The organism is Nocardioides zhouii, assembly GCF_004137345.1.
In the GTDB taxonomy this organism is placed as follows: Bacteria; Actinomycetota; Actinomycetes; order Propionibacteriales; family Nocardioidaceae; genus Nocardioides; species Nocardioides zhouii.
Map to the genome: position 1 here is coordinate 38,166 of NZ_SDWV01000018.1, position 22,861 is coordinate 61,026.

A 22,861-nucleotide genomic window follows, 5' to 3' on the forward strand; every position below is an offset into this window, starting at 1 on the left:
CGCGGATGGGAGACTTCCCGGGTGAGCGACAGCGGGGTGTTCGTCTCGCGATCCTTCTCGCTCTACTGGCGGGCCGACGCGGTGTCGACGCTCGGGACGTACGTCACCCTCTTCGCGCTGCAGGCCCTGGTGCTCCTGACCCTCGACGGGACCGCCTCCGATGTCGGCTGGCTCAACGCGTCGCGGTGGCTGCCCTACCTGGTCTTCGGTCTGGTCGTCGGCGCCCTCGTTGATGGTCGTCGCCGGCTGCCACTGATGATCGGCACCGATCTCGTCCAGGCGGTGCTCCTGCTGATCGTGCCGCTGCTGTGGTGGCTCGACGCGCTGTCGCTGGGCGCGCTGCTGGTGATCGTCTTCGCGTACGGCAGTGCCGCTGTGGTCAACATGGCCGCGACGATGTCGTTCCTGCCGCGCCTGGTCGAGCCGGCCCAGCTGCAGCCCGCGCACGCCCGGGTCGACGGTGCGGACGCCGTCGGGTCGATGGCCGGGCCGGCGCTCGGCGGCCTGCTCGTCAGCACGATCGGGGCTCCTCTTGCGGTGCTGGTGGACTCGCTCACCTACCTCTACTCGGCCATCACCCTGCGCCGGATCAAGGTGGACGAGCCACCCACGCGCACCGGGGTCACGGCGCGCGGGCTCCTGGCCGACATCGTCGAGGGTGTGCGCTGGGCGTACGGCCGATCCGGCCTGCGCACTTTGGCGATCGCCACCCACGGCTGGTTCGTCGGCCACGCGATCGTCGGCGTCGTGCTGGCTCCGTACGCCTTTCTCACCCTCGACCTGACCGCCTTCCAGTTCGGTCTCGTCGGAGCCATCGGGGGAGTCGGGGCAGTCGTCGGGACGACGATCACGACAGCCGTCGGCAGGCGGCTCGGGACCGGTCGCACGATCATCCTGTGCCACTCGATCATCACGTGCGGCGTCGTCGCGATGGTGCTGGCGGGGGAGCCGACGTCACGGGCGGCAGCGATTGCCCTGCTGATGCTCGGGCAGGGCCTCTACGGACTCGCGATGGGCATGAGCAACTCCCACGAGATGAGCTATCGCCAGCTCGTCACACCGGACGAGCTGCAGGCCCGCACCAACACCACCCTGCGCTCCATCAACCGTGCCGTGATCGTCGTCGTCGCGCCGATCGCCGGAGTGCTCGCCGACGCGATCGGCATCCGCCCGATGCTGGTGGTCGCGGCGGTCGTCTTCGCGCTGGTGGCCTCCGGGCTCGCCTCGACGTCGTTCCGGGCTGTCCGAGCCCCGGCGTAGCGTCGTCGACATGCCAGCAGAGCCGCGCTTCGTGCTGCACGACCACCGCAAGCCGAGCCCGCACTTCGACCTGCGACTCGAGGAGCACGGCGTCCTGCGCAGCTGGGCGGTGCCCAAGGGCCTGCCCGACGACCCGGCACACGACCGGCTGGCCATCGGGGTCGACGACCACGAGCTGGACCACATCGACTTCGAGGACGAACACAAGTCGATCGCCGACACCGGCACGTGGCAGGAGCACGACCGGGACGAGCGTCGGCTCGTTTTCTCGCTGCACGGTCGCGACGGTGTGCGTCGGTTCGCGCTGATCCACACCGGAGGCAACCAGTGGCTCCTCCACCTGACGAAGGAACAGGCCGTCAACGTGGGTTGACAGATCCTCGATCGTCAATCAAGATTGACGATGTGAGAACCGCCGTGGACGCCGAGGAGCCGGGGGAGGAGAGTCCCCTGACGGAGCTGATGCGGATCGCGCGCGCCAAGCACGAGCTGGCCGCGGCCGAGGCGGTGGCCGTACGCCGGGCCCGGATCCACGGTTACAGCTGGGCGGAGATCGGCACCATGCTGGGCGTGAGCAAGCAGGCCATGCACAAGAAGTACGGCAAGTTCGCGTGAGCCCGGCGCTCGACCGCAGCTGGCTCGACCTGCTGCGCACGCAGGCCGAGCGGTTCGCTGAGGTCGTCGAGCACGGCGACCCGGCCCGGGAGGTCACGTCGTGCCCGGGATGGACGCTGCGTGACCTGACCGACCACCTCGGCGGCGTGCACCAGTGGGCCGCTCATGCCGTCGTCGAGGGCGACCCGAGCCTCGAGCCCGCGCCAACACCGGCCGGCGACGCCATCGAACTTTCCGCCTGGTACCTCCTGCACGCCTCGGCCCTCATCGACGTCCTCGCGGCTCGACCGGCCGAGGCACCCGCCTGGACCCTGGATCGCGACAACAGGACCGCCGGATTCTGGCGTCGGCGCCAGGTCCACGAGGTCACCATGCACCTCTGGGACGCCGAGCACGCCCTGGGCGTGGCGCGGCCGATCGACCCGGAGCTCGCCTGGGACGGCGTGGCGGAGGTCGTCGACGTCTTGTACCCACGTCAGGTACGACTGGGGCGTACGACGCCTCTGGCAACCGCGGTCCGGCTGACGGCCTCGGACCTCGACGAGAGCGTCGTGATCGGCAACGGCGATCCCGTCGACGTCGTCGCCCCGGCGGAGGTTCTCCTCAGGACGTTGTGGCACCGCGAAGCGGCTCGCGAGATCGACCCGCACGTGGTGGAGCTCCTGTCCGGAGCAGTGACACCGTGAGGAGCAGTGCCAGAAGGGGTCTTCGAGCGTACGAATATCGCCGATAACTGACATTATGTCAGTTAAGGCAGGTCCACTCGCCCAGCACCTCCCCTCGAGCCAACGTGTGACGATGCGGTCGCCTGGACGCCCACATCGCCACACGTCCGACACGCACGGCCGCGACGTGATCGCGCAGCGCCGCTCGGCCGACGTCGACGCCCAGGAGCTCCGGCTCGAACGCTGACGCTTCGCGGACGGCCTACGTTGGAGCCATGGCAGACATCTCGATCCCGACGTACGTCCTCAACGACGGCACCAGCCTCCCGGCGATCGGCTTCGGCACCTATCCGCTCCGGGGCGAGGACGGGACGTCGGCGATGGTCTCCGCCCTCGAGGCCGGCTACCGCATGCTCGACACGGCCGTGAACTACGAGAACGAGGCCGAGGTCGGCGCGGCGCTCCGCCGCTCGGGCCTGCCGCGCGACGAGGTCGTCGTCGCGAGCAAGATCCCCGGCCGCCACCACGCGTACGACGACGCGATCGCCTCGGTGCGCGGGTCGCTCGAGCGCCTCGGGGTGGAGCGCACCGACCTCCACCTCATCCACTGGCCCAACCCGTCGCAGGGCACGTACGTCGAGGCGTGGCGCGCGCTCGTGCAGCTCCAGAAGGACGGGCTGGTCCGCTCGATCGGCGTCTCCAACTTCACCGAGGAGCACCTGGCCCGCATCATCGACGACACCGGCGTCACGCCCGCGGTCAACCAGGTCGAGCTGCACCCGCGCTTCCCGCAGGCCGGGATGCGCGCGGTGCACGAGCGGCTCGGCGTACGCACCGAGGCGTGGAGCCCGATGGGCAAGCGGCGCGCGCCGCTGGACGAGTCGGCCGTCACCGCGGCCGCCGAGGCGTTCGGCGTCACCCCCGGCCAGGTCATCCTGCGCTGGCACGTGCAGCTCGGGTCGCTGCCGATCCCCAAGTCCGGCGACCCGCAGCGCCAGGCGCAGAACCTCGACGTCTTCGAGTTCGAGCTCAGCGAGGCGGAGATGTCGGCGATCACCGGCCTCGGCGAGGACGACGGTCGGCTCTTCGGCGGCGACCCGGACACCCACGAGGAGATGTGACGGGCCGCTGGTTACGATCGTCGACATGCTGAAGCGACTCGCCGCCGTAGCGGCCTGCCTGTCCGTGCTCACCCTTGCCGGTTGCGGCAACGAGAGCGACGGGAAGGCGGACGTCACTGCCGAGGACACCTCGAGCGCATCGCCGTCGGAGTCGACCTCCGCGTCGGCTGATGAGGGAGCGGGCGGCGAGACCGCCACCTGCGAGTACCCGGCTGACGGCCAGGAGCCGGCGCGCGAGGTCGAGCCGCCCGCGGCCGACGCACCGGCCGGAGGCACCGTCACCGCGACGATCACCACCAACTTCGGCGACATCGGCCTCTCGCTCGACGCCGCGGCGACGCCTTGCACCGTGAACTCGTTCGTCTCGCTCGCCGAGCAGGGCTTCTACGACGACACCCCGTGCCCGCGCATCGGTGACCAGGACGGCTTCGGCATCCTGCAGTGCGGCGACCCGACCGGCACCGGCTCGGGCGGCGCGGGCTACTCGTTCGCCGACGAGCTGACCGGCGACGAGACCTACCCCGCCGGCACGCTCGCGATGGCGAACGCCGGCCCCGACACCAACGGCTCGCAGTTCTTCCTGGTCTTCCGCGACTCGAACTTCCCGCCGAGCTACACCGTCTTCGGCACGATCGACGAGGCCGGTCTCACGACCATCGACGCGATCGCGGCCGTGGGCAACGACGGCGCCAACCCGGCCGGCGGAGGCACCCCCAACGAGGACGTCACCATCGAGAAGGTCACGGTCGGCTGACGTCGTAGGCGACGTCCTCGCCGAGCTGGACGGTCCGCGAGACCGTGCACAGCCGGTCGCGGGACATCTCGATCGCGCCCTGCACCCGGTCGCGGGCGGCGTCGCCGTCGGGCCCGTCGGGGAACGCGATGTCGAACGACACCCGCAGGCCGGCCAGGTGGTTGCCGTGCTCGTCGCGCACCTTCGTGCCCTCGGCGTGGACCTCGAAGGTGGTGCTCGTCGTCCGCTTGTGGGTGATCGCCTCGACATCGAGGGCACCGCACCCGGCGATCGCCGCGAGCAACAGCTCCACGGGCGTGAAGTCGGGGTCCTCTCCCCCGGTCCCGAAAAAGGTCTCGCCGCCACGGAAGTTGGTGGCCTTGAAGCGGGCCGGTCCGATGCGGGTGAGCTCGACGCTGCGCAGGTCGTCCATCATGCGGGGTCCCTGCGGCGTTGTTCGGAGGAGCGGAGCGGAGGAGAAGAACGTCGTGGGGTGCTCATGCAGAACACCCTGCCAGAGCGTGCCCTGGCAGGGTGTCGGGTGCTGCGGCAGCGCCGCAACGCGTCCGAGTGGGGGTCGGACGCAGCTCGGGTGGTGTCAGCGGGAGCGGCGGGCGGCGCGGCGCGCGCGGCGCTCCTCGCTGCGGGCGATCTCCACGTTGCGCAGGAGGGCGCGGTCCTCGGCCGAGTACGCCCGCGCGTGGACGAGGCTGTTGGCGAGGTGGAGCTGCGTGGTCATGGAGATCTGTCCTTCCGAGGACTCCCGGTCCTCAGTGATGAGCGTGCAATGTGTAAGACGTAACCGCTCCGATGCGGCTCTTACATTCTAGGGAGCCTCGTACGCCGACCACGCATCGAGGGCGACGTGATCTCGGCCACCGGCGGGCTAGGGTCGAGGGGTGACGATCGAGCGCGCGAGACGGCCCGGACCCTCGGTGAGGACGCGCGTCGTCGAGCACGCGGGCGACTCCGAGATCGAGCGCGAGGACCGTCTGGTGACCGAGGAGCCGCTCGAGATCCGCGTCCGCGTCGGCGGTCTCGAGCCGCGGCGCGCCTGGGTCACCATGCGCACCCCCGGCCACGACTTCGAGCTGGCCGCCGGCTGGCTGGTCAACGAGGGCCTCGCGTCGCCGAGCACCCTCGGCCAGGTCGCCTACTGCACCGACGACGACCTCGACCCCGAGCAGGAGTTCAACGTCGTCACGGTGACGCTCACCGGCGCCGCCGACCTGCCACACCGCCACGTTGCCGCGTCCGCAGGCTCGTCGGCCTGCGGGGTCTGCGGCAAGGACAGCGTGGCGGAGGCCCTGCAGATCGTCTCGGCGACACCCTGGTCCGGCGTACGCCCCGGCGCGGACGTCGTACGCCGGCTGCCGGACGCGCTGCGCGAGCGGCAGGTGGTGTTCGAGCGGACCGGCGGCGTCCACGCGGCCGCGCTGGCCGACGCCGACGGCACGATGCTGGTCGTGCGGGAGGACGTCGGGCGGCACAACGCCGTGGATAAGGTGGTGGGCGCACGCGTGCTCGGCGGCGACCCGCCGGCGGCCGCGTGCCTGGTCCTCAGCGGCCGGGTCGGCTTCGAGCTGGTGCAGAAGGCCGCGGCGAGCGGCATCGGCTCCATCGTCGCGGTCGGCGCACCGACCAGCCTCGCCGCGCGGCTGGCCCGTGAGGCAGGAATCGAGCTCTGGGGCTTCACCTCACCCGGTCGTACGGTGAACTACTGCTGAGCCTTGATCTGCGCTGGCGGCGTGGTGGCCCACGACTGTCGGTGCCGCGTTCTACGGTCACCTCGTGCGCATCCTCCACACCTCCGACTGGCACCTGGGGAGGTCCTTCCACCGCGAAGACCTCCTGGGCCACCAGGGTGCGTTCATCGACCACCTGCTCGCGGTCGTGGAGTCGGAGAAGGTCGACGTCGTGGTCGTCTCCGGCGACGTCTACGACCGCGCGCTCCCCCACGTCGACGCGGTGGCGCTCGCCGACGAGACCTTCGCCCGGCTGGCTGCCTCACGCGCCAAGGTGGTGGTCAGCAGCGGCAACCACGACAGCGCCCAGCGGCTCGGGTTCGGCTCGCGGCTGATGGACTTCGCCGGCGTCCACGTCCGCACCGACGCGTCCTCGGTCGGCACGCCGGTCGTGCTCAAGGACCGCTTCGGCGACGTGGCCATCCACGCGATCCCCTACCTCGACCCGTCGGCGCTCCTGGAGCCCTGGGGGCTCAGCCACCGCAGCCACGAGGCCGCCCTCACGCAGGCGATGACCCGCGTACGCGCCGACCTGGCCGCGCGCACCAAGACCCGCTCGGTCGTGCTGGCCCACGCGTTCGTGGCCGGCGCCGAGCCGTCGGAGTCCGAGCGCGACATCAGCGTGGGCGGGGTCTCGCGCGTCGCGACCAGCGTCTTCGACGGCATCGACTACACCGCGCTCGGTCACCTGCACGGGTCCCACGTCCTGGCCCCCGGCCTGCGCTACTCCGGGTCGCCGCTGGCCTACTCGTTCTCCGAGGCCGACCAGGTGAAGGGCTCGTGGCTCGTCGATCTCAGCGCCAAGGGGCTGGCGAGCGCCAGCTGGATCGACGCTCCGGTCCCCCGCCGGCTCTCGCGGATCTCGGGCAAGCTCAGCGAGCTGCTCAAGGACCCGTCCCTGACCGACCGCGAGGGCGACTGGGTGCAGGTGACGCTGTCCGACGTGCCTCGACCCGCCCGGGCGATGGAGCAGCTGCGCCGTCGGTTCCCGCACACCCTGGTGCTGCAGTTCCCCGCGTCGACGGTCGACCCGAAGGCACCGGCCCGGCCCGCGTCCGGCACCAGCGACCACGACATCGCGCTCGACTTCGTACGCCACGTGCGCGGCACCAAGGCCAACAAGGTCGAGACCACGCTCCTCCAGGAGGCGGTCGACGGGTGCTGCCACGACCCCGACCAGGACGTGCTGGTCGGTGCTGCGACCAACACCGCCGACACGGGTGGAGCCGGATGAGGCTCCACCAGCTCGAGATCACGGCGTTCGGCCCGTTCGCCGAGGCCACGACCGTCGACTTCGACGCGCTCTCCGACGCGGGGCTGTTCCTGCTGAGCGGGCCGACCGGCGCCGGCAAGTCCAGCGTCCTCGACGCGGTCTGCTTCGCGCTCTACGGCGACGTCCCCGGTGACCGCGCGGTCGCCAAGCGACTGCGCTCGGACCACGCCGACGACGACGTCGTGCCGCGCGTCGTCCTCGAGGCGACCCTGTCCGGCCGCCGGTTCCGCATCGACCGCTCGCCTGCCTGGACCCGGGCCAAGAAGCGGGGCGCCGGCACCACGACCGAGCAGGCCCGGGTGGTCATCTCCGAGCGCCGCGCGGGCGAGGACGGCGCCGACGAGTGGCAGCCGCTCAGCACGCGGCTCGACGAGACCGGGCACCTCGTGACCCGCCTGGTCGGGATGACGCTCACCCAGTTCTGCCAGGTCGCGATGCTGCCTCAGGGCAGGTTCCAGGCGTTCCTCCGGGCCCGCTCAGACGAACGGCAGGCGCTCCTCCAGCAGGTCTTCCAGACCGGTCGCTTCGACAGCATCGAGGGCTGGCTGCGCGATCGACGGGTGCAGCTCCGTCGCACCACGCAGGACCACCAGGGTGGCGTCGCCGACCTGGTCAGCCGGGTCAGCGAGGTCGCCGGCGACTCGGCGCCCGACGACTGGGCTGCCGACCCCGAAGGCCTGCGCGGGTGGATCGGCGAGCTGACCACCTCCGCTGTCACCGCGTCGGTCGAGCAGACGCTCCGGGTGGATGCCGCCGCCATGGCCGAGGTGGCCGCATCCGAGGCCTCCGCCGCCGGCATCGAGCTGGCCGGACGTCGCGCGACCTATGCCGCCGCACGTCGCGCCCGCGCCGCCGTGGAGGCGGCCACGCCCCAGCACGACGACCGCCTGCACCAGGTCGCGCAGGCGCAGCGCGCGGCAGGCGTACGTCCCCTCCACGAGCTCGCGGTCAGCGCGCGGGCGGAGGTGCGCGAGCTCGACCAGCAGAGCAGGGCGGCCCGCGACGAGCTCGCGACGATGCTCGGGGTGCCGTCGCTCGACGACCAGGAGATCGCCGAGCACCAGCGCACGGCGACCAGCACGCTGACCGAGATCGCCCGCGTACGCCCCTTCGAGCGGCAGGCCACCGACCTCGAGCGGCACCTCGGGCGACTGACCCGTTCCCGCGACGAGGCCACCACCGAGCTCGTCCGCATCCAGGCCCGGTCCGAGGACATCCCCCAGGTGCTCGGGGCACTCGAGCCGCGCCTCCAGGCGGCCCGCGAGTCCCAGGCGCTGGCCGAGGCGCTCACCGCCGACCTCGAGGTGCTCCGCTCCCGCACCCGGGCGGCCCGGACCGCAGAGTCGCTGACGACGCAGCTCAAGATGGCCGAGCAGGCGCTGGCCGCGACCACCCAGTCGCGGCTCCTCGCCCGCGAGACCCTGGTCGAGATTCGTGAGCAGCGCCTCGACGGGATGGCCGCCGAGATCGCGGGCAAGCTAGCCGTCGGCGCCGACTGCCCGGTGTGCGGCTCGGTCGACCACCCCTCCCCCGCCTCCCCCGCTCCCGGTGCCCCCGACGAGAGCACCGAACGCGAAGCGCGGCGCGAGGTCGACGACCTCGAGGTCGTCGTCGAGGCCCATGCCCAGAAGGTGCGCGGCCTGGAGACCCAGCGGGCCGCCGCGCTCGCCGAGTCCGGTGACTCGGTCGAGCATCTCCTGGTCGAGGAGGAGGCCGCCCTCGGCAACCTCGAGCGAGCCCGCGGCGAGGCCTCGACGGTCGACGCGTGGGCGACGCGTGTCGAGGCCCTGACCGCCGAGCAGTCCGACCTGGCCCGGGAGCACGACGAGCTGGCCGCGACGACCGGGCGGCTCGACACCGAGATCGCCGTCCTCGACTCGAAGGTCCAGGGGCTGCGCGACCAGATCGGTGCCGTCGGCGCCGAGGGCGTCGACCTCGACACGCTGACCACTCGCCACCAGCAGGCCGAGCAGCTCGCCCGCGACTGCCTGGCCCAGACCGCCGAGCTCACCCGCGCCCGGGCCACCGCCGCCAGCACCCAGGAGGCCGCCGACGCCCTCGCGGCATCGGCCGGGTTCGACTCCTCCGCGTGGGCCGCGGCCGCCTGGCTGTCCGACGCCGACCTGGCTGTGCTGCAGCAGCAGATCGACCGCCACCACCGTGAGGCGGCCCGGGTCGCGGACCTGCTCGCCGACGAGGCGCTGGTCCTGTCGGCCGCCGCCGACCCGCCGGACCTCGAGGCCCTGGCCCAGCAGCACCACCGCGCCAAGGAGGACGCCGCGCTCGCGCGCGAGACCGACATGCGGCTCCGCGACCGCGGCCGGCGCCTGCGGGGGCTGGCCGAACAGGTCGACGCGGCGCTCACTGCGTGGGCACCCGTCCGCGCCGACTACGACCTCACGGCCGACATGGCCGCACTCGTCGAGGGCAAGCACCCCGACAACCGGCTCCAGATGCGGCTGTCGGCCTACGTCCTCGCCCACCGCCTCGGCCAGGTCGTCGACGCGGCCAACCTCCGCCTGGCCACGATGAGCGGCCAGCGCTACTCGCTGGTCCACTCCGGTGAGCGCGGCGCCGGCGAGACCCGCGGCGGCCTCAGCCTGCTCGTACGCGACGACTGGACGGGCGACAGCCGCGACCCCGCGACGCTGTCGGGCGGCGAGACGTTCGTGGTCTCCCTTGCTCTCGCCCTCGGCCTGGCCGACGTGATCACCGACGAGGCCGGCGGCACCGACCTCGACACGCTCTTCGTCGACGAGGGCTTCGGCTCCCTCGACTCCGAGACCCTCGAGGACGTGATGGACACCCTCGACACGCTCCGCGACGGCGGCCGGGTCGTGGGCGTCGTCAGCCATGTCCCCGAGCTGCAGACCCGGATCCCCACCCAGCTCCGCGTGCACCGCGGCCGCAACGGCAGCCGTACGTCGCTCACCCTCGGCTGACTGCGCCGCCTCGCCGCCCGGTCGGGCGGACCGCGGGGACGCCGGTCGCGGTCGGCGTACGACCTCCGGATAGGTTCGGAGACATGAGTGCGCCCGGGCTCGACCCGACCTTCAGCGACCTGCCCCACCGTCGCCTCGGCGACGTGGCCCTGGCCCGCGCCCAGGAGCTGGGAGCCAGCCACGCCGACTTCCGGCTCGAGCGGATCCGCTACCAGTACCTCGGTGCCCGCGACGGCATCCTGCAGACCGCGAGCGACGCCGAGGACCTCGGTTTCGCCGTACGCGTCGTCCACGGCGGCGCCTGGGGGTTCGCCTCCGGGGTCGCGCTGACCGACCACGAGGCCCGCCGGGTGGCCGAGACCGCCGTCGCGGTGGCGAAGGTGGCGGCGGCGATGACCACGACGCCGGTCGAGCTCGCACCCGAGCCAGTGCACGACAACGTCACCTGGGTCTCGGGCTACGACATCAACCCGCTGGAGGTCCCGACCCGGGAGAAGGCGGACCTGCTGGTCGGCTGGACCGAGCGGCTGCGCGCCGGCGATGCCGTCGCACACGCGACCGCCTTCCTGCAGCAGGTGCAGGAGAACAAGTACTACGCCGACCTCGCCGGCACCCGGACGACCCAGCAGCGCGTACGACTGCAGCCCGGCTTCGAGGCCAGCGGCGAGGACGCCACGACCGGGATCTTCGACTCGATGGGCTCGATCGCGCCGCCCGCGGGCCGCGGCTGGGAGTACCTCACCGGTGCCCACTGGGACTGGGATGCCGAGCTCGCGGCCACGCCCGACCTGCTCGCCGAGAAGCTGGTCGCGCCGAGCGTCGAGGCGGGCACGTACGACCTCGTCATCGACCCGTCCAACCTCTGGCTCACCATCCACGAGTCCATCGGCCACGCGACCGAGCTGGACCGGGCGCTGGGCTACGAGGCAAACTACGCCGGCACCTCGTTCGCCACGTACGACAAGCTCGGCACGCTGCAGTACGGCTCGCCGGTGATGAACGTCCAGGGCGACCGCACCCAGGAGCATGGCCTGGCCACCGTCGGCTACGACGACGAGGGCGTGCAGACCCAGACCTGGGACATCGTCCGCGACGGCGTGCTGGTGGGCTACCAGCTCGACCGCTCGATGGGCCACCTCAAGCCCGAGCTCAACGACGGCCGCAGCAACGGCTGCGCGTACGCCGACTCGTCGGGCCACATCCCGATCCAGCGGATGGCCAACGTCTCGCTCATGCCGGGCACCGACGACCTCTCCACCGACGACCTGATCTCCCGCGTCGAGCGCGGGATCTACGTCGTCGGCGACAAGTCGTGGTCGATCGACATGCAGCGGTTCAACTTCCAGTTCACCGGCCAGCGGTTCTACAAGATCACCGACGGCAAGCTCGACGGCATGCTCCGCGACGTCGCCTACCAGGCCACCACCACGGACTTCTGGGGCTCGATGGAGGCCGTCGGCGGACCCGACACCTGGGAGCTCCACGGCGCCTTCAACTGCGGCAAGGCCCAACCCGGCCAGGTCGCGGCGGTCAGCCACGGCTGCCCCACGTCGCTCTTCCGCGGCATCAACATCCTCAACACCATCCACGAGGCGGGCCACTGATGACCATCTCCCTGCGCGGCACAACCACGGCCCAGCAGCTGGTCGAGCACGCGCTCGCCACCTCCACGGCCGACGACTGCGTCGCGATCGTCCGCGACATCACCAGCGCCAACCTGCGGTGGGCCAACAACACGCTGACCACCAACGGCGTGATGACCGAGGTCTCGGTGACCGTGGTCAGCTTCGCTGCGGTCGACGGCGGGATCGCCACCGGGTCGGTGTCGGGCAGTGCGTCCACGCCCGACCAGGTCACGGCGCTCGTGCAGGCTGCCGATGCCGCCGCTCGCGCCGGCTCCCCCGCCGAGGACGCGGGTGAGCTGATCGGCGACGTGACCTCGTCCGACTGGGACACCGAGCCGGAGACGACCGACATCGGCGTCTACCGCGCGTTCGCGCCGGCGCTGGGCGAGGCCTTCGTCCAGGCGACGGCGGAGAACCGGTTGCTCTACGGCTTCGTCAACCACGAGGTCGCCACCACCTACCTCGGCTCCAGCCGCGGCCTGCGCCTGCGGCACGTCCAGCCGACCGGGCACTACGCCTGCACGGGCAAGGACACCTCCCTCACCCGCAGCGCCTGGACCGGCGGCGCCACCCGCGACTTCCGCGACGTCGACGCGGCAGCCATGGCCGCGACAGTGAAGCAGCGCCTGGGCTGGGCCGAGCGCCGGATCGACCTGCCGGCCGGTCGCTACGACACGATTCTGCCGCCCTCGTCGGTCGCCGACCTGATGATCGACGCCTACTGGGGCGCGGGTGCCCGCGTCGCCCACGAGGGCGAGTCGGTCTACAGCCGTCGCGGTGGCGGCACCCGGATCGGCGACAAGGTCGCGGCGCCGGGCGTGAGCCTGTTCTCGGACCCGACGTACGCCGGACTCGAGTGCGCGCCGTTCGTGATCACCGGTTCCTCCGACAACACCGACTCCGTCTTCGACAACGGCCTCGCGCTCGAGCGCACCGACTGGGTCCAGGACGGCCTCCTCACCGGGCTGCTCCAGACCCGCCACTCGGCCGGCATGACCGGCCAGCCGGTCACGCCGATGATCGACAACCTCGTCCTCGAGGTCGGTGACGGCGCCGGCACGATCGACGACATGATCGCCGGCACCCAGCGCGGGCTGCTGCTGACCTGCCTCTGGTACATCCGCGAGGTCGACCCGCAGACCATGCTCCTCACCGGCCTCACCCGTGACGGCGTGTACGTCATCGAGGACGGCGAGATCGTCGGCGCGGCCAACAACTTCCGCTGGAACGAGAGCCCGATCGACCTGCTCAACCGCTTCAGCGCCGCCACCGAGTCGGTGCCGAGCTTCAGCCGCGAGTGGGGCGACGACTACTTCTCGCGTACGGCGACCCCCGCCCTGCGGATCCCCGACTTCAACATGTCGAGCGTGTCGCAGGGCGTCTGACCCCGCTCCCGTCCCAGCCCAGCGCACATCCCCGGGCGGTGTCTGAGGGGGCTCCCGGACCATCGGACTCCCCCCTCACGCACCGCCTCCGGGCGCCAAGCGCCGGAACGTACAGAGCGCGAGGTCAGCCGAGCCGCTGGACGCGCGCCCGGTGGTTGCCGGAGTTGTCGCCGTCGATGTCGGAGTCGCGGGTCCGTGAGATGTGGTCGACCTTCTCCTGGTTGCCCTGCACCGGTTGCGCGGCGATGAGGGTGTCGCGCTCGTAGGCGTGCGACTTGTCGGTGTTGCGGTAGTAGCGGTACAGCGCCCAGTACGTCGCTGCCCCACCCGCCGGGCCGGCGGCGAGGATCCACCCAGGGGCGCCGTCGCCCGCCATCACCACCACCTGGGTCATCTCGGCGATCATGCGGACACCACCAGGATCCAGCCCGCGATGCCCTCGAGGACCGTGCCGACCGTCAGCGCCGCGGCGAGCAGCCGCCACTGGGAGACCGGGACGCTGCCCATCGTCTCCCCCGTACGCGCGTTGACCGCGATGTAGTGCAGCATCTTGGTGTTCTCCTGGTAGTAGGAGTAGAGCCACACCGGCAGGTACATGGACACCCAGCGGGAGCCGCCGACGTCCACCTTCTCCGCCTCCCAGCGCACGCCCCGGTCGAACTGCGTCAGCGAGCCCTCCACCTGCGAGCGACCGATCGAGAGCAGCTGGTCCTCCAGCACCGGCTCCAGGTCGCTCACGTCGAGGTCACGCTTCTCGCTGGTGAAGCCGACCAGATAGCTGGAGTTCCACTTCACCGCGTTCTTCGTGTCGAACGGCAGGACAGTGTTGACGATGTTGTTGGTGGTGGAGCCGCCCATCTGGGCGCGGTCCGCGGCGCCCTCGACGGTCAGGTCGTCGACGGTGAAGGCGACCGAGCGATCGAGGCGGTAGACATCGGCGGCGTAGTAGGTCGTCGAGTTGTCGCCGTTCTTCTCGGTCCACCGTCGGGTCTCCACCTCGCCCGTCCCGGCGTACGCCGCCTCGGCGCGGGCGTCGATCACGAGGTAGGGCAGGTAGACGCCGAGCACGTTCTCCGGGATGAACTCCTTCTTGAACCGCGGGTGCGCGAAGAGCCGCCGCTTGGAGGCGAACTCGCGGATCTTCTCGACGGCCTCGGCGTGCGTCAGCCGGAACGGCAGCACCGCGTCGGGGACCGCTCCGTTCGGCGTCTGCTGGTTGACGTTGAGGGTGTGGCGGCACCAGTGGCAGCGGGCATTCATCGCGTGGGCCGTGTCGACCACGACGTCGGCACCGCACCCGCCGCAGGTCATCGTGATGACGTCGTCGTCGGACGAGATCTCCCCCGCTCCGCCGGCGATGACGACGCCCTGGAGCTCGTCGATGCCGACGCCCAGGCCGAACTCCTCCTCGACCCGCGCCTCCTGCCACTCGTGGCGGCAGAACAGGCAGACCAGCATGCCGGTGGTGGCGCGCTGGCGTACGTCGGTCGACCCGCACTTCGGGCACCGGTTGATGCCGTCGTTCAGTGACTCGTTGACGGTGTCGATGTCCGGGCCCGGCTCGGGCTCGGCGCGCGCTGCCGCCAGCTCCTCCTCGAGGGAGAGCGGCGGACCGTCGAAGACGGGGCCGTCCGGGTCGCGCGGCGGGGGCTGGTCAGATGCCAAGAGCCTTGGCCTTCGCGGCGTCGTAGTCCTCCTGCGTGATCAGGCCGGCGTCGAGCATCTCCTTGGCGCGCTTGAGCACCGCGACCGGGTCGTCGGCGGCGGGTGCGGCGGCCGGAGCCGGTGCCGCCGGAGCGGGGGGAGCGGCCGGCGCCTGCTGGGTCGGCTGCTGCAGGCCGCCGAGGCCCATGCCACCGGTGGCCATGCCCATCCCGATCAGCCCGCCCGGTCCGGCGTTCTCGCCGGCGGACTCGATGCCCGCGGCGACGGACGCCTGGAGGTTCGAGTTGCCGCGCGAGCCCGACAGGGCGTCGGCACGCTGGACGTTCTTGAGCAGCTCGCGGGTGTTCTCGTCGTACTCGATCGAGATGATCGCCGTCTTGACGATCTCCAGCCCGCGGTCGGTGCGCCACCGGTAGTTCTCCTCGACCGCGGCCGAGAGCGACTGCGCGAAGCCGACGGAGTCCTGCTGGAGCCGCGCGATCCGGTTCCCCTTGGCGGGGTCGTTGGTGTACATCGAGAAGGCCGGCGCGAGCGATCCGACGACCTCGTTGAAGAGCTGCTCGCCCGCGGGGTTGTCGATGTTGGTGAAGTCGAAGACGCCCTTGCCACTGATGACGCCCGCGGAGACGAAGTTGCGGATGAAGGTCAGCGGGTCGGTGATCTTGAGCGTGTACGTGCCGCGCGTGATGGCGCCGACCTGCGTGTTCAGGAACGCATCGTCCCAGTAGATCTCCGACTGGGTGCCGAACTTGTTGTTGGGGAGCTCCTTGAGCGCGACGAAGATCGCGGTCTGCTGCGAGCCGGGGCGACCACCGAACTTGAAGCGCTCCCAGCTCTGCTTGATCAGCGAGTCGACGAGGCCACCGCCGGAGAAGACCGACTGCGAGGCCGACTCCTCGGAGTCCCAGATGTAGCCGCCGGGCTGGGCGGCGAAGCCGGTGAAGGCACCGTCCTGGATCAACACCAGGCCGTAGCCCTCCGGCACGACGATCTTCGAGCCGTTGGTGATCACGCCGTCGGACGCGCCGGCGTTGGCGCCGCGCCCCTGGTTCTCGTCCCGGCGCACGGCCGGGAAGACCGCGGCCGTGGCGGGCAGCCCGTCGGGAACCGTGTAGAAGTCGAGCCACTGGTCGGCCAGCGTGCCGCCGATGGCGCCGCTCACAGCCTGGAAGAGTCCCATTGCCGATTCCCTCCGGAAGGATCCACGCGGGTGCAGCCGCCCCCGACGGCCGCAACAGTAGCGCTCGGAGACCCGCCGCGGCAGGCTCTTCCGGTCAGGCGAGCCGGGTCGGGTGGCCGCCCGGGATGTCGACGTACGGGTCGTAGGGCGTCCGCGTGTAGACGAAGGTCGCGCACTCGAGGTGGCTGATCGACCCGCCCGGACGGCGTACGACGTCGAGGGGCTCGCCGCGGTGGTAGCCCAGGACGCCGCGCAGCACGCCGCCGGACAGCTCGAAGCGCTCCTTGAGCAGCCCGCCGCGCGCCATCAGCCGCAGCTCGAGACCCTCGTTGTGCCAGCGCACGTCGTACGCAGTGTTGCCCCAGAACCACACCCCCGGCACGCCGGCCACGTCGTCGGGCAGGACCGCCGTCGGCCGCCAGGGCGCGGGTCGGTCCTCCGAGGCGTCCGGATCACCCTCGATCAGGGAGACGGCCAGGTCCTGCGGGGCGATGCCGGTCGTGGCGTTGGTCAGCACCACCGCGCCGATGCCGCTGTCGGGATCCACGTGCAGCGACGCCATGAAGCCGGGCATCGAGCCGTCGTGCCCGACGAGCCGGCCGCCCGGGTGCACGCCCAGCATCAGGCCGAGGCCGTAGCCCGGCTGCACCGGGCGGCCCATCTCCTCCAGCGTCTCCGGCGTCAGCAGGTCGGGGCGCGTGCCGCCGAGCACCTGCCCCCACGTCACGAGGTCGGCCAGCGTCGACCAGAGCTGGCCGGCCGGCGCCATCGCACCGGTCTCGGTCAGCGGCTCGTGCACGCGGATGCCGGTGAAGTGGTCGACGCTCCAGCCGGGCTGGGCTCCTGGCCTCGGGAGGTACGACGTCGACCGCATGCCGAGCGGCCGGAGCAGCCGCTCGTTGACCAGCTCGCGCCAGGGCGCGCCGAAGCGCCGCGCGACGACCTCACCGAGGAGTCCGTAGCCGAGGTTCGAGTAGTGGAACCACTCCCCCGGCCCGGCGACCCGGCCGGAGCCGTCGTTGGCGGCGGCGAGCGAGGTGAAGTCGCGGCCCCGCGTGCGTTCCCACCACAGTCCGCGCGGCTCGCTCTGCATGCCGGACGCGTGCGCCAGCGCGTGGCGCACGGTCACCTCGCCGTAGCCGACCTCGCCGAGGTGGGCCGACAGCGGGTCGTCGAGGTCCAGCAGTCCCGCGTCGCGGGCCTGCATCACCAGGACGGCGGTCATCGTCTTGGTGATGGACCCGATCCGGTACTGGCCGTCGAGCCCCGGCGCGTCGCCCGCCCCGCCGGCCCACACCGCGCCGTAGCGGTCGAAGACGGCACCGACCACGGACGTCAGCCGGCCCTCGGCCTGCGCCACGTCCAGCAGTCGCTGGCGCTGGTCACTCATGGAGAGACCCTAGTGGGGGTCCACCATCGGGCGCCCCGATCAGTTCTCGGCGAACGCCTCCGGCGGCGGGCACGCGCAGACCAGGTTCCGGTCGCCGTACGCCTGGTCGATGCGCGCCACCGGGGGCCAGTACTTGTCGGGGTCTATGCCCTGCGGAAAGACCGCGAGCTCGCGGGTGTACGAGCGGTCCCAGTCGCCGACGAGGGCGCGAGCCGTGTGCGGTGCGTGGCGCAGCGGCGAGTCCTCCGGCGTCCACTCCCCCGCCTCGACGCGGGCGATCTCTCCGCGGATCGCGATCATCGCGTCGCAGAAGCGGTCGATCTCGGCCAGGTCCTCCGACTCGGTCGGCTCCACCATGAGGGTGCCGGCGACCGGGAACGACATGGTCGGCGCGTGGAACCCGTAGTCCACGAGCCGCTTGGCGACGTCGTCGACGCTCACGCCGCTCGCCTTGGTGATGCCGCGCAGGTCGAGGATGCACTCGTGGGCGACGAGGTCGCCGTGGCCGCGGTAGAGCACCGGGAAGTGCTCCTCGAGGCGGTGGGCGATGTAGTTGGCCGAGAGCACGGCCACCGCGGTCGCGCGGGTCAGGCCGGGGCCGCCCATCATCCGGATGTAGGCCCAGGTGATCGGCAGGATGCCCGCCGAACCGTACGGCGCCGCGCTGATCGCACCGATGCCCTCGCGCTTCTCGGACTCCGGGTGCGCGGCGTGGGAGGGCAGGTACGGCGCGAGGTGCGCGCGGACGGCGACCGGGCCGACGCCGGGGCCGCCGCCACCGTGCGGGATGCAGAACGTCTTGTGCAGGTTGAGGTGCGAGACGTCGCCGCCGAACTCGCCCGGCCGGGCGAACCCGAGGAGGGCGTTGAGGTTGGCGCCGTCGACGTACACCTGGCCGCCGTGGTCGTGGACGATCTTGCAGAGGTCGGTGATCGAGTCCTCGTACGCCCCGTGGGTCGAGGGGTAGGTGACCATGATCGCCGCGAGTGTCTCGGCGTGCTGGTCGCACTTCGCGAGCAGGTCGTCGAGGTCGATCGAGCCGTCGTCGGAGGCCTTCACGACCACGACCTTCATGCCGGCCATCACCGCGGAGGCCGCGTTGGTGCCGTGTGCCGAGGACGGGATCAGGCAGACGTCGCGCGCCGTGTCCCCGTTCGCCCCGTGGTAGCCGCGGATCGCCAGGAGGCCGGCGAGCTCGCCCTGCGAGCCTGCGTTGGGCTGCACCGACACCTTGTCGTAGCCGGTCACCTCGGCGAGCCACCGCTCCACGTCGTCTACGAGCTCGCGATAGCCGGTGGCGTCCTGGGCGGGCGCGAACGGGTGCAGGTCGGCGAAGCCGGGCAGGCTGACCGGCTCCATCTCCGTCGTGGCGTTGAGCTTCATCGTGCACGAGCCGAGCGGGATCATCCCGCGGTCCAGTGCGTAGTCGCGCGACGACAGCTTGTGCAGGTAGCGCAGCATCTGCGTCTCGCTGTGGTGGGAGTTGAAGACCTCGTGGGTCAGGAACTCCGTGGTGCGACGCAGCGCCTCGGGCAGCCCGGACTCCACGTCGTCGGCGCCGGAGGGCACGCCGAAGGCGCGGAGCACCGCGGCGACCGTCGACGGGCTGGTGCGCTCGGAGGTCGAGAGTCCGACCCGGTCCTCGTCGATCAGGCGCAGGTGGAGTCCGACCGTACGGGCGGCCGCGACGACCTCTCCGGCGCGACCGGGGACCGACACGGTCAGGGTGTCGAACCAGGTGTCGTTGACGACGTCGACTCCCCCGGCCCGCAGCGCGGCGGCGATGCGGCTCGCGTGGTCGTGCGTGCGCTGCGCGATCCGGCGCAGCCCGTCGGGGCCGTGGTAGACGGCGTACATCGAGGCCACGACGGCCAGCAGCACCTGGGCGGTGCAGATGTTGGAGGTCGCCTTGTCGCGGCGGATGTGCTGCTCACGGGTCTGCAGCGCCAGGCGGTACGCCGGGCGGCCCTCGGCGTCGACCGAGACGCCGACCAGGCGGCCGGGCAGGTGCCGCTCGAGACCCTTCGACACCGACATGAAGCCGGCGTGCGGACCGCCGTAGAAGAGGGGTACACCGAAGCGCTGGGACGAGCCGACGACGACGTCGGCCCCGAAGGCGCCGGGCGCCTCGAGCAGGGCCAGGGCCAGGATGTCGGCGGCCACCACGGCCAGCGCGCCGCGCTCGTGGGCTGCGTCGATCACTGCCCGCGGGTCGCGTACGACGCCCGAGGCGCCGGGGTACTGGACCAGGACGCCGGAGAGCTCACCGTCGGGCAGCCCGTCGGTCAGGTCCGCGACCACGACCTCGATGCCCATGCCCTCGGCGCGGGTGCGCACCACGTCGATGGTCTGCGGGAGGGCGTCGGCGTCGACGACGAACGGCCCGGCGGCGTTGCGCTGCGCCCGGCGTACGAGCGTCATCGCCTCCGCCGCGGCGGTGGCCTCGTCGAGGAGGGAGGCGTTGGCCGTCGGGAGGCCGGTGAGGTCGGCGACGACCGTCTGGAAGTTGATCAGCGCCTCGAGCCGGCCCTGGGAGATCTCAGGCTGGTAGGGCGTGTACGCGGTGTACCAGGACGGGTCCTCGAGCACGTTGCGGCGGATCACCGCGGGGGTGATGGTCGCGTGGTAGCCCAGCCCGATCATCGCCTCGGCCGGCCGGTTCTGCGAGGCGAGGGTGCGCAGGGCGCGCGCCGTGGCCTCCTCGTCGAGCGGGTCGGGGAGGTCGAGGGCCGCTGCGGTGCGGATCCCGCCGGGGACGGCTGCGGCCATCAGGCCCTCGAGCGACTCGTGGCCGATCGCCTCGAGCATCCGGGCGACGTCGGCGTCGTCGGGCCCGATGTGGCGGGCGACGAACTCACCCAGCGTGGTCTCGGTCGAGGTGGCGGTCGAGGGCGAGGTGGCGTCCGGCACGGGCACTCCTTGAGGTCACTCGGATGACCTCCCATCTGTCGGCCCGGTGGCCTCCAGAGTGCCAACCCGTGCGGTCCTGGTGCCTGAGAGGTTCCGGGAGGAATTGCCCCTTCGGCGCACTGCGACCTGCCCGAGGACGTGGCCGCAACGACTCTCCCGCACGGGATGTCGGCGTTTCCAGTTTAGCGATACGCAACAGAAATGGACGAAGCCGCCCGGTCGTCGGGCGGCTTCGTCGGAGGGTTCTGGTGCTGATCGAGGTGCTGATCAGCCCGTCTGGCGGGCGGCGCGACGGGCGGCGAGCTCGTCACCGGCGACCGTGCTGGCCGGTTCCTCGGCGGACGTACGCTCGCTGGGCAGCTCGGCGAGCGTGCCCTCGATCTCGCGCCAGACGCCGCCGATGGCGATGCCGAAGACACCCTGGCCGCCCTGGAGCAGGTCGATGACCTCGTCGTTGCTGGTGCACTCGTAGACCGAGGCGCCGTCGCTCATGAGGGTGACGCGGGTCAGGTCGTCGGTGCCGCGCTCACGTAGGTGCGTCGTCGCCGTGCGGATCTGCTGGAGCGAGATGCCCGCGTCGAGCAGTCGCTTGACGACCTTGAGGATCAGGATGTCGCGGAAGGAGTAGAGGCGCTGCGAGCCAGACCCGGCCGCGCCGCGCACGCTCGGCTCGACGAGGCCGGTGCGGGCCCAGTAGTCGAGCTGGCGATAGGTGATGCCGGCGGCGTTGCACGCGGTCGGGCCGCGGTAGCCGGTGTCGCTCGGGAGGGGCGAGACGTCGTCGGCGAAGAGCAGTCCCTGCTCCTCGGCGAGACCGGCGGCGTCGGCAGCGGCCTTGGCCGCAGCGGCGTCGGCGCCCTGTTCGTTCTCGTTGCTACCCACAGCCAAACCCTCCAGGTCGGTTCCTCCGCTGAGCAGCAACTCCTGGGGGAAGGATCCGCACGGTGCCGGTCGAACCGACAACCACAGCGGTGGAGTTACAACGAAGACATCTCAAGGTAAGCCCGAGAGTTCGGGTTGTCCATCCACGGGGCGGCGTGTCGCAACCCTCAACCTCAGGTTGAGGGTAAGTGTTACCAGAGGGATCAGGGAGACTCGAAGTCGTCGGGCGAGACGTGGTCGAGGAACTCGCGGAACCGCTCGACCTCGTCCTCCTGCTCGGCGGGCACCGCGAGGCCGGCCTCGTCCAGCACGGACTCGGCACAGACGATCCGGGTGCCGGTGCGCAGGGCGAGGGCGATGGAGTCGGACGGGCGGGCACCGACCTCGGCGCCACCGGCGAAGACGAGCTGGGCGAAGAACACGTTGTCCTGCATGTCGATGATCCGCACCTCCTCGAGCTGCTGGCCCGTGGCCTCGAGCACGTCCCGCATGAGGTCGTGGGTCAGCGGACGCGGAGGCGTGACGCCCTGCTGGGCGAAGGCGATGGCCGTCGCCTCCACCGCACCGATCCAGATCGGGAGGTAGCGCTCCCCCGTCACCTCTCGCAACAGCACGATCGGCTGGTTCGAGGGCATCTCGACGCGGACTCCGACGACGTCCATTTCGCGCATGGCCCCACCCTACTCAGACGCCCTGATGGGACCGGGCGGTGCGTCGGCCGAGCGATCAGCCGCGGTCGAGGCCGACCTTCACGAGCGTGGCGTGCAGGCGTACGGACAGCGCCGCGATCTCCGAGGTGGCGTCCTCGGCCCGCCCGCGGGCCGCGGCGTCGCGACCACGCGCCAGGGGTGCGACCACCTGCTGGACCAGGCCGACCTCACGGTCGGCGGAGGTCTTGAAGGCGCGCAGGTGGCGGGGCTCGAAGCCGAAGTCGGCGAGCTCGCGAGCCGTCTGGGCGACGACCAGCGCGTCGCTGTCGAAGTGGCCGGTGCCGGTGCGGGCGCTCAGCAGGCCGAACTGCTCGAGCTGCGAGAGCAGCTCCTCGGAGATGTCGGCGACCTTGAGCAGCTCGCGGCGCGAGAGCCGCAGGTCGCTGCTGCGGCGGAACGACTCGGGGCTGGGCAGCCCGTCGGAGCTGAGCGCGACCTGCGGGACGGTCGGCACGACCGACTCGATCGCCGGCGGCTCGAGCCCGCGGTCGATCGCGTCGAGGTGGTCACCGATGACCTTGAGCGGCAGGTAGTGGTCGCGCTGCATCAGCAGGATGTAGCGCAGCCGGGCGACGTCGTCGGCGGAGAACTTGCGGTAGCCCGCAGCCGTGCGCTCCGGCTTGACGAGGCCCTGGTCCTCGAGGAACCGGATCTTGGGGATGGTGACACCGGGGAAGTCGCCGCGGAGCTGGTCGAGGACCTGCCCGATGTTGAACCGGGCGCCGCGACTCGCGCCTGCGGGCGTCGAGGCACTCACGGA

Annotated in this window: 21 protein-coding genes and 1 riboswitch; of the genes, 11 read left to right on the plus strand and 10 right to left on the minus strand. The window is 71.6% G+C overall.

The window, feature by feature from the left end; genetic code table 11:
- Positions 1–21 precede the first annotated feature (21 nt).
- The 6 genes from EUA94_RS16150 (at position 22) to EUA94_RS16175 (ending at position 4,415) form a co-directional block, all read left to right on the plus strand.
- Positions 22–1,260 (plus strand): MFS transporter, encoded by a 1,239-nt coding sequence (locus tag EUA94_RS16150; RefSeq protein WP_242494923.1) that lies wholly within the window; start codon positions 22–24, stop codon positions 1,258–1,260.
- 10 nt (positions 1,261–1,270) lie between these two features.
- On the plus strand, positions 1,271–1,633 hold the full coding sequence (locus EUA94_RS16155) for a DNA polymerase ligase N-terminal domain-containing protein (protein WP_129427921.1): 363 nt from the start codon (positions 1,271–1,273) through the stop codon (positions 1,631–1,633).
- A gap of 32 nt (positions 1,634–1,665) precedes the next feature.
- A complete protein-coding gene (locus EUA94_RS16160) occupies positions 1,666–1,875 on the plus strand; it encodes a hypothetical protein (RefSeq protein WP_129427922.1) in 210 nt (69 codons plus the stop codon).
- Positions 1,872–2,561, plus strand: coding sequence for a maleylpyruvate isomerase family mycothiol-dependent enzyme (locus EUA94_RS16165; protein WP_165356934.1), 690 nt, complete (start codon positions 1,872–1,874; stop codon positions 2,559–2,561). The genes EUA94_RS16160 and EUA94_RS16165 overlap by 4 nt, the downstream gene beginning before the upstream one ends.
- Before the next feature lie 254 nt (positions 2,562–2,815).
- Positions 2,816–3,661, plus strand: a complete 846-nt coding sequence (locus EUA94_RS16170) for an aldo/keto reductase (RefSeq protein WP_129427924.1) — start codon at positions 2,816–2,818, stop codon at positions 3,659–3,661.
- 25 nt (positions 3,662–3,686) lie between these two features.
- Positions 3,687–4,415 carry a peptidylprolyl isomerase gene (locus EUA94_RS16175; RefSeq protein WP_129427925.1) on the plus strand — a complete coding sequence of 243 codons (729 nt, stop codon included), beginning with the start codon at positions 3,687–3,689 and terminating at the stop codon, positions 4,413–4,415.
- On the opposite strand, the gene EUA94_RS16180 is transcribed toward EUA94_RS16175, so the two are convergent.
- Together EUA94_RS16180 and EUA94_RS22220 are read right to left on the minus strand one after the other, a co-directional pair.
- On the minus strand, positions 4,402–4,830 hold the full coding sequence (locus tag EUA94_RS16180; protein ID WP_129427926.1) for an OsmC family protein: 429 nt from the start codon (positions 4,828–4,830) through the stop codon (positions 4,402–4,404). The genes EUA94_RS16175 and EUA94_RS16180 overlap by 14 nt on opposite strands.
- A 162-nt stretch (positions 4,831–4,992) precedes the next feature.
- Entirely contained in the window at positions 4,993–5,133 is a 141-nt protein-coding gene (locus EUA94_RS22220) for a hypothetical protein (RefSeq protein ID WP_165356935.1), read from the minus strand.
- A 160-nt stretch (positions 5,134–5,293) separates the two neighbouring features.
- On the opposite strand from EUA94_RS22220, the gene EUA94_RS16185 reads away from it, so the two are divergent.
- The 5 genes from EUA94_RS16185 to EUA94_RS16205 all read left to right on the plus strand — a co-directional run bounded on the left by EUA94_RS16185 (position 5,294) and on the right by EUA94_RS16205 (position 13,364).
- The gene (locus EUA94_RS16185; protein WP_207210581.1) at positions 5,294–6,121 is read left to right on the plus strand and encodes a formate dehydrogenase accessory sulfurtransferase FdhD; all 828 of its coding nucleotides are present in this window, start codon (positions 5,294–5,296) and stop codon (positions 6,119–6,121) included.
- A 64-nt stretch (positions 6,122–6,185) separates the two neighbouring features.
- Entirely contained in the window at positions 6,186–7,373 is a 1,188-nt protein-coding gene (locus EUA94_RS16190) for an exonuclease SbcCD subunit D (RefSeq protein WP_129427927.1), read from the plus strand.
- A complete protein-coding gene (locus EUA94_RS16195; RefSeq protein WP_129427928.1) occupies positions 7,370–10,354 on the plus strand; it encodes an AAA family ATPase in 2,985 nt (994 codons plus the stop codon). The genes EUA94_RS16190 and EUA94_RS16195 overlap by 4 nt, the downstream gene beginning before the upstream one ends.
- Before the next feature lie 83 nt (positions 10,355–10,437).
- Positions 10,438–11,958 (plus strand): TldD/PmbA family protein, encoded by a 1,521-nt coding sequence (locus EUA94_RS16200; protein WP_129427929.1) that lies wholly within the window; start codon positions 10,438–10,440, stop codon positions 11,956–11,958.
- Positions 11,958–13,364 carry a metallopeptidase TldD-related protein gene (locus EUA94_RS16205; RefSeq protein ID WP_129427930.1) on the plus strand — a complete coding sequence of 469 codons (1,407 nt, stop codon included), beginning with the start codon at positions 11,958–11,960 and terminating at the stop codon, positions 13,362–13,364. The genes EUA94_RS16200 and EUA94_RS16205 overlap by 1 nt, the downstream gene beginning before the upstream one ends.
- 124 nt (positions 13,365–13,488) lie before the next feature.
- Here EUA94_RS16205 and EUA94_RS16210 read toward each other — a convergent pair whose 3' ends face one another.
- The 8 genes from EUA94_RS16210 to ftsR form a co-directional block, all read right to left on the minus strand.
- Entirely contained in the window at positions 13,489–13,770 is a 282-nt protein-coding gene (locus EUA94_RS16210) for a hypothetical protein (RefSeq protein ID WP_207210582.1), read from the minus strand.
- Positions 13,767–15,029 (minus strand): zinc ribbon domain-containing protein, encoded by a 1,263-nt coding sequence (locus EUA94_RS16215; protein WP_129427931.1) that lies wholly within the window; start codon positions 15,027–15,029, stop codon positions 13,767–13,769. The genes EUA94_RS16210 and EUA94_RS16215 overlap by 4 nt, the downstream gene beginning before the upstream one ends.
- Positions 15,019–16,209 (minus strand): SHOCT domain-containing protein, encoded by a 1,191-nt coding sequence (locus EUA94_RS16220; RefSeq protein WP_129427932.1) that lies wholly within the window; start codon positions 16,207–16,209, stop codon positions 15,019–15,021. The genes EUA94_RS16215 and EUA94_RS16220 overlap by 11 nt, the downstream gene beginning before the upstream one ends.
- A gap of 94 nt (positions 16,210–16,303) precedes the next feature.
- Positions 16,304–17,599, minus strand: a complete 1,296-nt coding sequence (locus EUA94_RS16225; protein ID WP_129427933.1) for a serine hydrolase domain-containing protein — start codon at positions 17,597–17,599, stop codon at positions 16,304–16,306.
- Between the two features lie 39 nt (positions 17,600–17,638).
- The gene (gene gcvP / locus EUA94_RS16230) at positions 17,639–20,407 is read right to left on the minus strand and encodes an aminomethyl-transferring glycine dehydrogenase (RefSeq protein ID WP_242494927.1); all 2,769 of its coding nucleotides are present in this window, start codon (positions 20,405–20,407) and stop codon (positions 17,639–17,641) included.
- A 163-nt stretch (positions 20,408–20,570) separates the two neighbouring features.
- Positions 20,571–20,678, minus strand: a riboswitch (glycine riboswitch).
- A 98-nt stretch (positions 20,679–20,776) separates the two neighbouring features.
- A complete protein-coding gene (locus EUA94_RS16235) occupies positions 20,777–21,391 on the minus strand; it encodes a MerR family transcriptional regulator (protein ID WP_129427934.1) in 615 nt (204 codons plus the stop codon).
- 203 nt (positions 21,392–21,594) lie between these two features.
- Complete coding sequence (locus tag EUA94_RS16240) at positions 21,595–22,062, minus strand: bifunctional nuclease family protein (protein WP_129427935.1); 468 nt, start codon at positions 22,060–22,062, stop codon at positions 21,595–21,597.
- A 55-nt stretch (positions 22,063–22,117) separates the two neighbouring features.
- Positions 22,118–22,858, minus strand: coding sequence for a transcriptional regulator FtsR (gene ftsR / locus EUA94_RS16245; protein ID WP_129427936.1), 741 nt, complete (start codon positions 22,856–22,858; stop codon positions 22,118–22,120).
- Positions 22,859–22,861: the final 3 nt, after the last annotated feature.